The following is a 12,963-nucleotide window of genomic DNA, read 5'->3' on the forward strand; positions in this document are numbered from 1 at the left end:
ATTCGATGGCGCTAGCTTAGCTCAACCTGTTGCTTAAAACTTGACATTTTCTACCAACCTATTGAAGGCTTTTTCGATGGAACATCAACGTCCAAATCCAGATCAGCTGCTCGAACGGATTCAGAGTGCCAACCAACAAGCCCAACGCGGGCGTTTGAAGGTATTTTTTGGGGCGGCAGCGGGAGTTGGCAAAACCTATGCCATGTTGCAGGCAGCCCAACAACGCCGCGCCGAAGGCATCGATGTGCTGGTTGGCTATATTGAAACTCATGGCCGTGCCGAAACTGATGCATTGTTGGTTGGCTTACCCCAACTACCAGCCTTGCAGGTTGAATATCGCGGCACAAACTTGCGTGAGTTTGACCTTGATGCCGCTTTGGAGCGCAAACCCAGCCTGATTTTGGTTGATGAATTGGCCCATAGCAACGCTCCCAATCTGCGCCATGCCAAACGCTGGCAAGATATTAACGAGTTGTTGCACGCTGGCATCGATGTCTATACCACGGTCAATGTACAGCATCTCGAAAGCCTCAATGATGTAGTAGCCCAAGTCACTGGGGTGATTGTGCGCGAAACTGTCCCCGATGCGGTGCTGGAATCCGCCGATGAGGTGGAATTGATCGATTTGCCACCTGACGAGTTGCTTGGGCGTTTGAATGAAGGCAAAATTTATATCGCCAGCCAGGCGGCCCAAGCGGCCCGCAATTTCTTTCGCAAAGGCAATTTGATTGCCTTGCGCGAATTAGCCTTGCGCCGTACTGCCGATCGGGTTGATGCCCAAATGCAGCGCTACCGCCATGATCACGCGATTCCCACGACATGGCCAACTCGCGAACGCTTGTTGGTTGGAGTTGGCCCAAGTCCACTTTCCGAGCGCTTGGTCCGCGCAACCCGACGCATGGCCAATGATCTCAAAGCTGAATGGCTGGTGGTGTATGTTGAAACCCCCAAGCATCTGCGGCTCAGCGATGCCGATCGCGATCGGGTAACTGCAACCTTGCGCCTTGCCGAAAGTTTGGGAGCACAAATTGTCACGCTGGGCGGGATCAATCCTGGTGAAGAAATGCTGCGCTATGCCCGTCAACGCAATGTTTCGAAAATTGTGGTCGGCAAGCCAGCCCAGCCACGTTGGCGCGAGTTGCTTTTTGGCTCGATCGTTGATCAACTGATTCGCCAGAGTGGTGAAATTGATGTGTATGTGATCAGCGGAGAGCACGATGATACCCATAAACCGAAAGCCAAACCAAGCCTACAAACTCGCTCACCAAAAATAAATTATGTCAAATCAAGTGGCGTGGTGCTCATCTGCACAGCCTTATCACATGCAATTTTCCCTCACCTCGAATTATCGAATTTGATTATGGTATATCTGTTGGGGGTTACTTGGGTGGCGGCACGCTACGGACGCGGGCCTGCGATCAGCGCCTCAATTTTGAGCGTAGCAGCCTTTGATTTCTTTTTCGTCCAGCCCTATTTGACCTTTGCCGTCTCCGATGTGCAATATATTTTGACCTTTATTGTGATGTTGATTGTGGCTTTAACGATCAGTACCTTGACCGTGCAAATTCAAGCGCAGGCCGAAACTGCCCGCCAACGCGAACGCCGCACCGCCGCGCTGTATGCCATGACCCGCGAATTTGCTAGCATCCGTGGCTTGGATAATTTGCTGCAAACTGCCGCCCAACACATTAGCAGCGTGTTTGAAGGCCAAACCGCGATTTTATTGCCCAATCCCAAGGGCCAACTGCGGCCAATCGTCGGTCAGCAATGGCCATTCATCAGCGATCAACGCGAACTCATTACGGCTCAATGGGTCTATGATCATCAGCAAAAAGCTGGCATGCACAGCGACACCTTGCCCAGTGCCCAAGCCATGTATCTACCGCTGATTGCGACGCGCGGGATTGTGGGCGTGTTGGCGTTGCAACCAGAACAACCCCGGCGTTTGCTTGACCCCAGCCATGTGCATTTGCTCGAAACCTTTGCCAACCAAACCACGGTGGCGATCGAGCGTGCTCACTTGGCCGAAGAAGCCCAGGCTGCCAGTGTCCAAATTGAAACTGAGCGCATGCGCAACTCGCTACTTAGTTCAGTTTCCCACGATTTACGCACACCCTTGGCGGCAATTAGCGGCGCTGCCAGCACCCTGCTCGATCAAACCAACCAACTTGATCAACACATCCAGCACGAATTAATTCAAACCATCGCCGATGAAGGCCAGCGGCTCAATCGTTTATTAAGCAATTTGTTGGATATGACGCGCTTAGAGGCTGGCGCAGTCCAAGTGCATAAAGAATGGCAATCGCTCGAAGAAGTGTTGGGCACAGCCTTGGCGCGGTTAGCTCCACACATCGATCAACGCTCCATCAGCATCGAGCTACCAAACCAAGCGTTTGTACCATTCGATAGCATCTTGATCGAGCAAGTATTGGTTAATTTGCTAGAAAATAGCCTCAAATATACGCCCAGCTCTAGTCCAATTGAAATTCGGGCGCTTGAACGAGTTGGGTTGATCGAGGTACAGATTGCTGATCATGGGCCTGGGATTCCCACCAGTGCACTTGAAACGATCTTCGAGAAGTTTTTTCGGGTGCAGGCCAAACGTTCAGCCAGCAGCGGGGTTGGCTTGGGCTTGACAATTTGTCGTGGGATTATCGAGGCTCATGGCGGTACAATTTGGGCCGAAAATCGCCCAGAAGGCGGCGCAATCTTTGCCTTCACCCTGCCAATCGAAGGCCAGCCACCGCAAATTCGAGGAGAATAGCGCTTATGTCAAATGAAATCAATGTTTTAGTGATTGAAGATGAAGCGCCAATTCGGCGTTTTTTGCGGGCCTCGCTGCCAAGCCATGGCTATAAATTGATCGAGGCTGAAAATGGCGAAGATGGCTTATTGCAAGCCGCCATGCAACGCCCAGCAATCATCATTCTCGATTTGGGACTGCCCGACCTCGATGGGTTGCAGGTAACCAAACGGCTGCGCGAATGGACGAATACGCCGATTATTGTGCTTTCGGCGCGTGGCCGCGAAGACGATAAAATTGCCGCCCTCGATGCTGGAGCTGACGATTATTTGACCAAGCCCTTTGGCATGGGCGAATTATTAGCACGTTTGCGGGTAGCCTTGCGCCATTTACAGCAGCACGGCGGCGAAAAAGGCGAGCCAGTGTTTCAGGTTGGCGTATTGCGCGTCGATTTGGTGCGGCGGCAGGTGTTTGTCGCCGAGCAAGAGGTGCATCTCACGCCCAACGAATACAATTTGTTGACAACTTTGGTGCAACATGCCGGCAAAGTTATGACCCATCGCCAGCTTTTACGCGAAGTTTGGGGGCCAGCCTACACCGAGGAAAACCACTATTTGCGGGTGTATATGGGCCAGTTGCGCCACAAACTTGAGGCTGATCCCGCCCGCCCACGCTATTTGCTGACCGAGCCAGGCGTGGGCTATCGCTTGGCAATCGAGTAATTTTTTAACCACGAAGAGCACCAACTAACGCCCTTTTTAACCACGAAGAGCACGAAGAAATTAATGTTCGTGTTGCTTCGCATTCTTCGTGGTTAATTTCATCCCGCATCCTTTTCTTGATACTTTCTTGATCTGCTTTTGATCGATTTTGATGCCTGCTTGAGGTCTTTTCTGGTTGAATAGATCTGTTCAAGTTTGATTGAGGTTTGTCATGGATCTATGGTTTCTTGGGCTGTTTGTGGTTGTCGCGCTCCTAACTTGGGGCTTGCTACGCATGTGTGCTGCGTTGGGAGGCAATCGATGAGTACGTTATATCTGATCGCAGCAATCGCAACGCTGGGCTTAGTAATTTATCTATTCTGGGCCTTGATGCAGCCTGAGGTGTTCTAATGATTAGCAATAGTGTGATCCAAATTGGGATCTTTTTGGTGGTGCTGCTGGCCTGTGTTGTGCCACTAGGCCGCTATATGGCCAACGTTTATGGCGAAAACCCGCCACTTCAAGGTTTTTTCGGCCCAATCGAGCGTTTGATCTATCGCTTGTTGGGCATCGACGCAAAGAGCGAAATGCATTGGAAGCATTATGCATTAGCCTTGTTAGGCTTCAATGCACTGGGCATGCTGTTGCTCTATGGCCTCCAACGGATGCAAGCATGGCTCCCGCTCAATCCGCAGCAATTACCAGCGGTAAGTGCCGATTCAGCCTTTAATACGGCGGCCAGTTTCGTCAGCAACACCAATTGGCAAGGCTACGCTGGCGAAACAACGATGAGCTATCTAACCCAAATGTTGGGCCTGACGGTGCAGAATTTCGTCTCGGCTGCAACGGGTATGGCTGTACTGATTGGCCTAATTCGCGGCATCGCTCGCCGCTCCACCAGCACAATTGGCAATTTTTGGGTCGATCTGACGCGCTCGACCATCTATATTTTGTTGCCATTAGCCTTAGTGTTATCAGTCACGTTGGTTTCGCAAGGAGTTGTGCAAACCTTTGATGCATCGCAAACGGTTGAGTTAATTCAGCCAATCGCCAATGCCGATGGCACGACGATCAGCCAACAAACAATTGCGCTCGGCCCAGCCGCTTCGCAAATTGCGATCAAACAGCTTGGCACTAATGGCGGGGGCTTTTTCAACGTCAATTCGGCCCATCCCTTGGAAAATCCAACGCCGTTGAGCAACTTTTTAGAATTGCTCAGTATTCTGCTGATCCCGGCGGCGCTGTGTTACACCTTTGGCCTGATGGTTGGCGATAAACGTCAAGGCTGGGCAATTCTAGCCACGATGACGATTATTTTGCTAGGCTTTACGGCCTTAGCTGTGAGCGCAGAACAAGCAGGCAATCCGCTGTATCAAAAACTGGGTGTCGATGATCAAGCTTCGGCCTTGCAGGCTGGCGGCAATCTGGAAGGCAAAGAAACCCGCTTTGGCATCGTCAACTCGGCCTTGTGGGCAACTGTAACCACCGCTGCCTCAAATGGCTCGGTCAATTCAATGCACGATTCCTATACGCCGCTCGGTGGTTTGGCTCCGATGGTGCTGATGCAGCTGGGCGAGGTCGTTTTTGGCGGCGTTGGTTCAGGCCTATATGGCATGCTGATTTTTGCAATCATCGCGGTGTTTGTGGCAGGTTTGATGGTTGGGCGCACGCCAGAATATTTGGGCAAGAAAATCGAAGCCTTTGAGATGAAAATGGCAGCGCTGATTATCTTGATTCCGTGTGTGATGACCTTGTTGATTACGGCAATTGCCGTGAGCAGCGAATCAGGCAGAGCAACGGTGTTCAATAGCGGGGCGCATGGTTTTAGCGAGGTGCTGTATGCCGCCACTTCAGCCGCCAACAACAACGGTAGCGCCTTCGCTGGCCTTGACGCAAACACCCCGTTTTATAACACATGGCTTGGGATTGCGATGTTAGTTTCGCGCTTTTGGCTGATTGTGCCAACTTTGGCGATTGCTGGCTCGTTGGCTGGCAAAAAGCTAATTCCGCAAAGCGCCGGAACCTTGCCAACCCATACGCCTTTGTTTGTGAGCTTGTTGATTGGCGTGGTGTTGATCGTCGGAGCGCTGACGTTTATTCCAGCGCTAGCACTTGGCCCAATCGTTGAACATTTATTGCTGAGTTTGTAAGGCGAGAACGATGAATCATTCATTATCAAAAAACCGCTCACTCTTTGATCGCGCAATTGTTGTGCCAGCGCTCAAGGCAGCTTTGCTCAAATTCGACCCACGTTTGCAAGTGCGCAATCCAGTGATGTTCGTGGTGTTTATTGGGGCAATGTTTACCACAGGCTTATGGATTCAGGCTTTATTAGGCAGCGGCGAAACTTCAGCCAATTTTAGTTTAGCAATCGCTAGTTGGCTTTGGCTGACGTTATTATTCGCCAATTTTGCCGAAGCTATGGCCGAAGGCCGCGGCAAAGCTCAAGCTGACACATTACGTCAATCACGGCGTGATGTGCAGGCAGTTAAATTAAGCTCTGCTCAACAGAATAGTAGCCAAACAATTGTTGCTGCTAGTGCCTTGCGTAAAGGCGATTACATTCTGGTCAGTGCTGGCGAAACGATTGCAGGCGATGGCGATGTGATCGAAGGCGTAGCAGCAGTTGATGAAAGCGCGATCACTGGTGAAAGTGCTCCCGTGATTCGCGAAAGTGGCGGTGATCGTTCGGCAGTTACTGGGGGCACGCGGGTGCTCTCCGATTGGCTGATTGTACAAATTAGCGCCAATCCAGGCGAAACCTTTCTCGACCGCATGATTGCCATGGTTGAAGGAGCCAAACGCCAAAAAACGCCTAACGAAATTGCCTTGAACATTTTGTTAACGGCCTTGACGATCATCTTTTTGATGGCAACCGCAACCCTACTACCATTTTCGATCTACAGCGTTGAGGCCGTCAAGGCGCTTGATCCCAATAGTCAAGCCTTGCCAATCACGGTCACGGCGTTGGTTGCCTTGTTGGTTTGCTTGATTCCAACCACAATTGGCGGTTTACTCTCAGCGATCGGGATCGCTGGGATGGATCGCATGATTCAAGCCAATGTGATCGCGATGTCGGGGCGGGCGGTTGAGGCGGCGGGCGATGTTGATGTGCTGTTGTTAGATAAAACTGGCACAATCACTTTGGGCAATCGCCAAGCAACCAACTTTATGCCAGCCGCAGGCGTGGATATCAACGAATTGGCTGATGCTGCCCAATTGGCTTCGCTAGCCGATGAAACGCCTGAAGGTCGTTCGATTGTGGTGCTGGCCAACCAACGCTACAACATTGCCGAACGCCAAGCCAACCAACTCGAAGCCGAATTTGTGTCCTTCACTGCCCAAACCCGCATGAGTGGCATCAATATCGCTGGTCGCCAAATTCGCAAAGGTGCGGTTGATGCGATCGAACGCTATGTGCAAGCCCAACAAGGCAATTTACCAAGCGATGTGCGAGCCAATGTTGAAACAATTGCCCGCGCTGGTGGTACGCCCTTGGTGGTCGCCGATGGCAAACGAGTTTTGGGCGTGATTCAACTCAAGGATATTGTTAAAGGTGGCATGAAAGAGCGCTTCGGCGAACTGCGGCGCATGGGCATCAAGACCGTCATGATCACTGGCGATAATCCTTTGACTGCTGCGGCAATTGCCGCTGAAGCTGGAGTTGACGATTTCTTAGCCGAGGCCACGCCCGAAGCCAAGCTCAGCTTAATTCGCGAATATCAAGCTGGCGGGCGCTTGGTGGCGATGACTGGCGACGGTACCAACGATGCACCCGCCTTGGCGCAAGCCGATGTCGCCGTGGCGATGAATACTGGCACGAACGCCGCCAAAGAAGCGGGCAATATGGTCGATCTCGATTCCAACCCAACCAAGTTGATCGAAGTGGTTGAGATTGGCAAGCAACTACTAATGACGCGCGGCGCACTGACGACGTTTTCAATCGCTAACGATATTGCCAAATATTTCGCGATTATTCCGGCGGCCTTTGCCAGCACCTACCCAGTGCTGAACCAACTCAACATCATGGGGTTGGCCTCGCCTGAAAGCGCGATTATCTCGGCGGTGATTTTTAATGCCTTGATTATTGTCTTTCTGATTCCCTTGGCTTTGCGCGGGGTGCGCTATCGGGCAGTTGCGGCAGCCCAAGCCCTACGCAGCAATTTGCTAATTTATGGGCTTGGCGGATTGATTGTGCCCTTCATCGGGATCAAACTGATCGATTTATTGTTGGTGGCCTTGGGTCTAGCCTAGGAGCAAGCTGATGAAACGCCGTACAACCACTTGGGTCTGGCTCGATGCGATCTGTGCTGGCATGATTTTGACGATTGGCGAGATCGAAATTCAGCATTTGAGCCATGCCTTAACTACATTTCTATCAATTGTTGTGTTGATCATTGGCTATGCTGCGCTTGGGATGTGGGTTTGGCATCAAACTGCGACTAATCCAGCCCCTGGTCATTTGCAATACATTCGCCGCGACCAACAAGCAACGACCTATCGCTGGATTAGCGACGAGGAGCATCAATAATGCGCACATTTTTTCGGCCAGCTTTGGCTGCAATCATCATATTCAGTGTCTTAACTGGGGTTATTTACCCGGCGTTGGTTACCCTGATTGCCCAAGTGGCTTTTCCGCGCCAAGCCAATGGCAGCTTGATTGAGCAAGCAGGTCAGCAACGTGGCTCTCGATTGATCGGTCAACAATTTGATCAGCCAGAATATTTTTGGGGACGGCTTTCGGCAACTGGCTCAGTACCCTATAATGCAGCGGCCTCAAGCGGCTCAAATTATGGACCACTCAATCCAGCCTTAGCCGAAGCAGTGCAAGCACGAATTGATGCGCTCAAGGCTGCCGATCCCAGCAATCAGTTGCCAATCCCGGTTGATTTGGTCACTGCCTCGGCCAGCGGGCTTGATCCTGAAATTTCGCCAGCTGCCGCAAATTACCAAGTACAACGGGTCGCCGCAGCACGTGGTTTGGCGGTCGAGCAAGTGAAACAATTGGTTGAGCAGCATACGAGCCAACGCACGTTAGGGGTTTTAGGCGAGCCACGGGTGAATGTGCTGCAATTAAATATCGCACTCGATCAGATTAAATCGATTGATTAGCGGCAATGATTGTGCCCTAACCCCCTAGCCCTTCACTCACTGCGGAGGGTAAGAGGTGCAGCTTACAAGCTGAGGTTTTAACGCCCCTCACCCCAACCCCTCGCCCACTGCGGCGGGCGAGGGGCGTTCCAATCTTCATGATGCGATGATTCTCCCCTCGCCTCGCTCGGCGGGTTAGGGGGTTAGGGCGTGAGGTGGGCTATTGATCATTTAGCGTTGCAGCGAATCGAGCAATCCCTCAATCCGCTGTTGCACCTTTGGCTCACGCGTGCTGGCCAAGGCTTGGGTTAATTTTTGAATCGCCTCAGGAATTTGACCAACCTCGATATAGGCCGAACCTTGAGCTTCAAGTAACACCGCCCGCTCCTCAGGATTGGCCTGATGTTGCTCAATTGCAATATCAATTAATGTAATCGATTCGCTCTCAAACTGGACAATTCGCGCCCATTCGGCTTCACTACATGGATTAGCTTTACAACGCGAAAGCTCGGTTAATGCCCAGTTGTGATAGGCTAAGGCCTGAATTCGGGCATCATACTGGCGGCTATTGACAATCGCCGTATATTGCTGACTGGCTTCTTCCCAATCGCTGTTTTGACTAGACAGCACAGCTTCTTCTAAAACCATCGGTCGTTCAAACATGACCGTGGCCAGCGACGCTTCGCGTAGCCGATCGTCAGCAGCCGCCGCCTCGTTGTCCTGCACGGTATAGGCATAGGAACGAGCATGATAGAACTCTCGCCAAACCGTTTCACGCACAATCAGCATCGCTGCTAGCAATAAACCAAACCCAACAACCGTCACCCCTGCTCGCCAGCGGCGATCCTTGCCACGCCGCACGCCTAGTTGATAAATGCCTTCACTAAAAACATAGACCCCAGCAATAAACAGCGACACACTGAAAATCGGCACGCGCACAATTGAGCCATCGGTGATAATAAACAGCACCATCACAATCAGCCCAATTATTGCCGCCAAAGTTGGTAAACGCTCATCCAAGGCAAATTCATTATCAAGCCGTAATGGGCGAATCACCGTCCAAAAAATCGTTGGGCCAATCAGCAAAATGCCGCTAAATGCCAACAATTGGAGCACTGAATAAAAGGTTGCAGGCAAAAACTCGGCAATATTGGGAATCCAACTATTGACACTAGCCATTAGCAGAATCAGCAAGACCGTGCCAACCCCAATTACTGAACCCCAAACACTGCGCAGCAAGCTAATATCGGCGCTCAAATAGCGAATCGTTGCGCCTGCTTCACTCGCCCGCTTATCAATCAGATACAGCAGGGTATTGTACCAACCAGTAATGCCATCAATTCGCAGCAACGGCTGCATGGTCGAGCGCACAAAACTGCGCGAAAACACCATCAACGGGCGTTTCCAAACCCGCCGATCAGCCGTGATGATTTCGGTCACATCCTTCCATTTGATTCGATGTGATTCTTGACCATATTGATCTTGATGAATCAGCTCATTGGGGGTGATGATATGCACAATCGGCTGATTATTGCGCAACTGATTCATCGGCATACGCCACAGCACAATCAAGCCCAGCACACTATAGCCAATCCCCGTCAATACCAACATCGTCAACGGCGCAATAATCAGCCGATACCACGGAAAAACATAGACATCGGGCGCAGGCAAAATCAAATTGCTGCTTGATTGAATGATCGTTTGGGTTTGAAGCGTTGGCGCAACAATTGCTGCAAACACCAAAATCAATGGAATCAGCAGGGTTTGGCCAACTTGCAAATAGGGCAACAGGAAGCGCGGAAAGCGTGCGACAAAGCGTTGGGTTGGCTCATCACGCAGAATTTCGCCAATTTCGCTGGGATAGCTTAATTCTGAGCGTCGCCAACTACGTAATTCATATAAAATCCGTTCGCGGCTAAGCACTGAGCCAATGCCACGCGCACGGGTCAAGCCTTCTTTGTAGGCATTTAAGGCTGCTTCAGCCTGACCCGATTCTTGCAAAGCGCGGCCAAGCGTGGTCAAGGCTCGTGATTCCCAACGACCATCATCGACTGCCCGAAATACGGTCAAGGCTTGATTCACAACCTCAATTGCTTGAGCATAATCTTGTTTGGCAATTAATGCGCGGGCAAAGGTTACCTGAACCCGAGCTTTGCGATAAGGTTCCTCGCAGCCAGGTCGTTCGAGGCTGTGCTGAGCCAAAACAATTGCTTCATCAACGCTGCCAAACAACACATCAATATCGATCAAACGCATCTCACAGCGAATCATATTGACTTGATCATTCTGTTGGCGGAAGATCGTATAGGCTGCCATAGTTTGGTCACGCGAGGCGCGGAAAATTCGCGCTAGCAGCCAATTTTGGTAGCGCAGCAAAATCACAGGTTTGGGTACGGCTGCACCTAAACGCCGCAAAATGCTCACCAAAATAAACATCGGAATGATCGCAATTGACTGGAACAGTTTGGCTAAGGCGCGTGAAATTGGATATTTCTGAATTTGTGGTTGATGCCAACCACCAGAGCTAATCGCAATTTCATTGTAGGCATCGGCAATTCCAAGGTGGGCTTCGGCCTGCTGAGCTGCCTCGATTTTAGGCGTTGCCAAGGCTTTTTGATACGACAAGATCGAAGCTGACCATTTGCCCGCCTCAACTTGCACATCGCCAAGACTGATTGCGACTAAAACCTGCAACTCAGAATCAAGATCATCGCGCTTGAGCAAAATTTCAAAGCAACTAATCGCCTCGTCAAGCCGAACCATGGCAAAATTCATCTTGCCACGATAATACAACAGCCAATCGCGCACCAATGGGGCGAGAATATTGCTTTGCTCCTCAGCCGCCAACAAAATTGCCTCGGCCTCGGCCATGCGGTGAGCATTAAAAGCGCCCTCGAATAAATTACGAAAACGCAGCAAAGCTCGTTCAACCCGCGCCGCCACGACTGCCTGAGTCAAGAGCCACGGATTATTATCATCTTGTTTTTGATGCTTAACGCTGGTTGTTGAGGCCAATAGCAAATCGTAGGTGACAATTTCACGTAGCCATGTTGCGCGATTATCGGCCATGGTCGAACCCATGCGCCGCTCGAAATAGCGATACAAACGCTGCTGAATGGGGTGCAAATCATCGGGGCGCAGCCGCCAATCTTCCAGCAAATATTGGCGCACATCGTCGATATAGGCATAACGACCCTCACCAACTTGACGCACAAAGCTATATTCGATCACTTGCTGGAGAATTTTGGCGTTGTTGCCATCCTCGCGTTCGCGCAGCACCGCCAAAATTTCTTCATCAAACCAGCGCGGAATCGCACAACGCCGCATCACCTCGGCCTGACCAGGCTTCATGCTCTCAAGAATTTGGGTGATCGAGAGTTGCAAGGCATTGCTGACGGTTGGCATAATCGGCGTGCCACAGCGCGGACAAAATAAGGTAGTAGGGCGCAAGACAGTTTCGCATGTAGGACATTGATGCGTTTCAGAGCCAGTCATCATCGCCTCCACTATCTTGAGAGCGTAGGATATTATCAGCCAACATCGCGAGCAGTTGCGGTTGTCCGGTGCTCCCTTGAAAGAGCGCTTTAATCACATTTGGATCGTCATTAAGGCCGCGGCGCTGAACCAAATATTCTTTGACATACGGTTCAGAAAATAAATCCAGCCCAGTTCGCGCGATCATCCGATCCCACTGATTATCAAGTTTGGGCACCGAACGCCCAGCAATCACCACCACCACATTTTGAATCAAGCCATCGCGCACCCGCGGCAAAAGGTGACCCATGAGCCATGCTTCAGCTTCGACCGTGACTTTATCATAGGTATCAAAGAAAAAACAGAGCGGGCCTTGAGTTGCCAAGGCAGTTAAACATTCAAAAAACGCCAAGGTCAAGCGATCTTGCAAGGCCTGACGCACCACCGCATTATCGGCATTAATCACAAACGAATTATCTTTGATCACGTTGCCTGCAACGACATCGCCAACATTCACATTCGAGCCAGAAAAACTATTGCCCTGCCCCAAGAGATTGTTGATCGCGTTGGTATTAGCCGTGCCTGTTTCGATCCGCACGGTTGGCTGAGTTACTTCGTTGATTGCTTGGGTAAATTGATTAAACGCGGCTGGCCCCAAGCCATCGCGGGCACGGCGCAACATCGCCAAATAATCATAAACAACACTATCGGCAAAATCAATTTCAGTATTCGGAATGCCCCGCCGCTGACATTCAGCTCGCATAAATTCGACAGTCCACGATTTCCCTAACCCACCGCCCGCCTCAATCATCATGATGCGTTTAGGCGTTTCACCTTGCACCATTTTTACAAAGCCAGCAGTTTGTTTTTCGCGGTTTACAAATAGTTTGTCGATGCTCTGCATAGGCGTTGCTCAACACTCCATTCAAGCCTGCGCCTGCCTCGCCAACCGAC

The 12,963-nt window shown here is 51.0% G+C and carries 9 protein-coding genes; 7 read left to right on the forward strand and 2 right to left on the reverse strand.

What is annotated here, in order from left to right; translation table 11 throughout:
* The first annotated feature begins 76 nt into the window (after positions 1-76).
* The 7 genes from ABEB26_RS13605 to kdpC all read left to right on the forward strand — a co-directional run bounded on the left by ABEB26_RS13605 (position 77) and on the right by kdpC (position 8,556).
* Positions 77-2,764: a DUF4118 domain-containing protein gene (locus tag ABEB26_RS13605; protein ID WP_345722569.1), complete on the forward strand. Its 2,688-nt coding sequence runs from the start codon at positions 77-79 to the stop codon at positions 2,762-2,764.
* A 5-nt stretch (positions 2,765-2,769) separates the two neighbouring features.
* Entirely contained in the window at positions 2,770-3,465 is a 696-nt protein-coding gene (locus tag ABEB26_RS13610; protein WP_345722570.1) for a response regulator, read from the forward strand.
* 300 nt (positions 3,466-3,765) lie between these two features.
* Positions 3,766-3,855 carry a potassium-transporting ATPase subunit F gene (locus ABEB26_RS13615; RefSeq protein ID WP_345722571.1) on the forward strand — a complete coding sequence of 30 codons (90 nt, stop codon included), beginning with the start codon at positions 3,766-3,768 and terminating at the stop codon, positions 3,853-3,855.
* On the forward strand, positions 3,855-5,594 hold the full coding sequence (gene kdpA / locus ABEB26_RS13620; protein WP_345722573.1) for a potassium-transporting ATPase subunit KdpA: 1,740 nt from the start codon (positions 3,855-3,857) through the stop codon (positions 5,592-5,594). Before ABEB26_RS13615 ends, kdpA begins: the two co-directional genes overlap by 1 nt.
* Positions 5,595-5,604: 10 nt before the next feature.
* Positions 5,605-7,698, forward strand: coding sequence for a potassium-transporting ATPase subunit KdpB (gene kdpB / locus ABEB26_RS13625; protein ID WP_345722574.1), 2,094 nt, complete (start codon positions 5,605-5,607; stop codon positions 7,696-7,698).
* 10 nt (positions 7,699-7,708) lie between these two features.
* Positions 7,709-7,975, forward strand: a complete 267-nt coding sequence (locus ABEB26_RS13630) for a hypothetical protein (protein ID WP_345722575.1) — start codon at positions 7,709-7,711, stop codon at positions 7,973-7,975.
* Complete coding sequence (gene kdpC / locus ABEB26_RS13635) at positions 7,975-8,556, forward strand: potassium-transporting ATPase subunit KdpC (protein ID WP_345722576.1); 582 nt, start codon at positions 7,975-7,977, stop codon at positions 8,554-8,556. The genes ABEB26_RS13630 and kdpC overlap by 1 nt, the downstream gene beginning before the upstream one ends.
* A 210-nt stretch (positions 8,557-8,766) precedes the next feature.
* On the opposite strand, the gene ABEB26_RS13640 is transcribed toward kdpC, so the two are convergent.
* Both ABEB26_RS13640 and ABEB26_RS13645 read right to left on the reverse strand, forming a co-directional pair.
* Positions 8,767-12,033 (reverse strand): tetratricopeptide repeat protein, encoded by a 3,267-nt coding sequence (locus tag ABEB26_RS13640; RefSeq protein ID WP_345722577.1) that lies wholly within the window; start codon positions 12,031-12,033, stop codon positions 8,767-8,769.
* Positions 12,017-12,913: a hypothetical protein gene (locus ABEB26_RS13645; RefSeq protein ID WP_345722578.1), complete on the reverse strand. Its 897-nt coding sequence runs from the start codon at positions 12,911-12,913 to the stop codon at positions 12,017-12,019. Before ABEB26_RS13645 ends, ABEB26_RS13640 begins: the two co-directional genes overlap by 17 nt.
* Positions 12,914-12,963: the final 50 nt, after the last annotated feature.

The sequence above is a fragment of the Herpetosiphon gulosus genome (genome assembly GCF_039545135.1).
GTDB lineage: Bacteria > Chloroflexota > Chloroflexia > Chloroflexales > Herpetosiphonaceae > Herpetosiphon > Herpetosiphon gulosus.

What these genes read in the sequence shown, in the direction of transcription:
- ABEB26_RS13605 (WP_345722569.1), top strand. Translation starts at nt 77, where the DNA reads ATGGAACATCAACGTCCAAATCCAGATCAGCTGCTCGAACGGATTCAG.
- ABEB26_RS13610 (WP_345722570.1), top strand. Translation starts at nt 2,770, where the DNA reads ATGTCAAATGAAATCAATGTTTTAGTGATTGAAGATGAAGCGCCAATT.
- ABEB26_RS13615 (WP_345722571.1), top strand. Translation starts at nt 3,766, where the DNA reads ATGAGTACGTTATATCTGATCGCAGCAATCGCAACGCTGGGCTTAGTA.
- kdpA (WP_345722573.1), top strand. Translation starts at nt 3,855, where the DNA reads ATGATTAGCAATAGTGTGATCCAAATTGGGATCTTTTTGGTGGTGCTG.
- kdpB (WP_345722574.1), top strand. Translation starts at nt 5,605, where the DNA reads ATGAATCATTCATTATCAAAAAACCGCTCACTCTTTGATCGCGCAATT.
- ABEB26_RS13630 (WP_345722575.1), top strand. Translation starts at nt 7,709, where the DNA reads ATGAAACGCCGTACAACCACTTGGGTCTGGCTCGATGCGATCTGTGCT.
- kdpC (WP_345722576.1), top strand. Translation starts at nt 7,975, where the DNA reads ATGCGCACATTTTTTCGGCCAGCTTTGGCTGCAATCATCATATTCAGT.
- ABEB26_RS13640 (WP_345722577.1), bottom strand. Translation starts at nt 12,033, where the DNA reads ATGATGACTGGCTCTGAAACGCATCAATGTCCTACATGCGAAACTGTC.
- ABEB26_RS13645 (WP_345722578.1), bottom strand. Translation starts at nt 12,913, where the DNA reads ATGCAGAGCATCGACAAACTATTTGTAAACCGCGAAAAACAAACTGCT.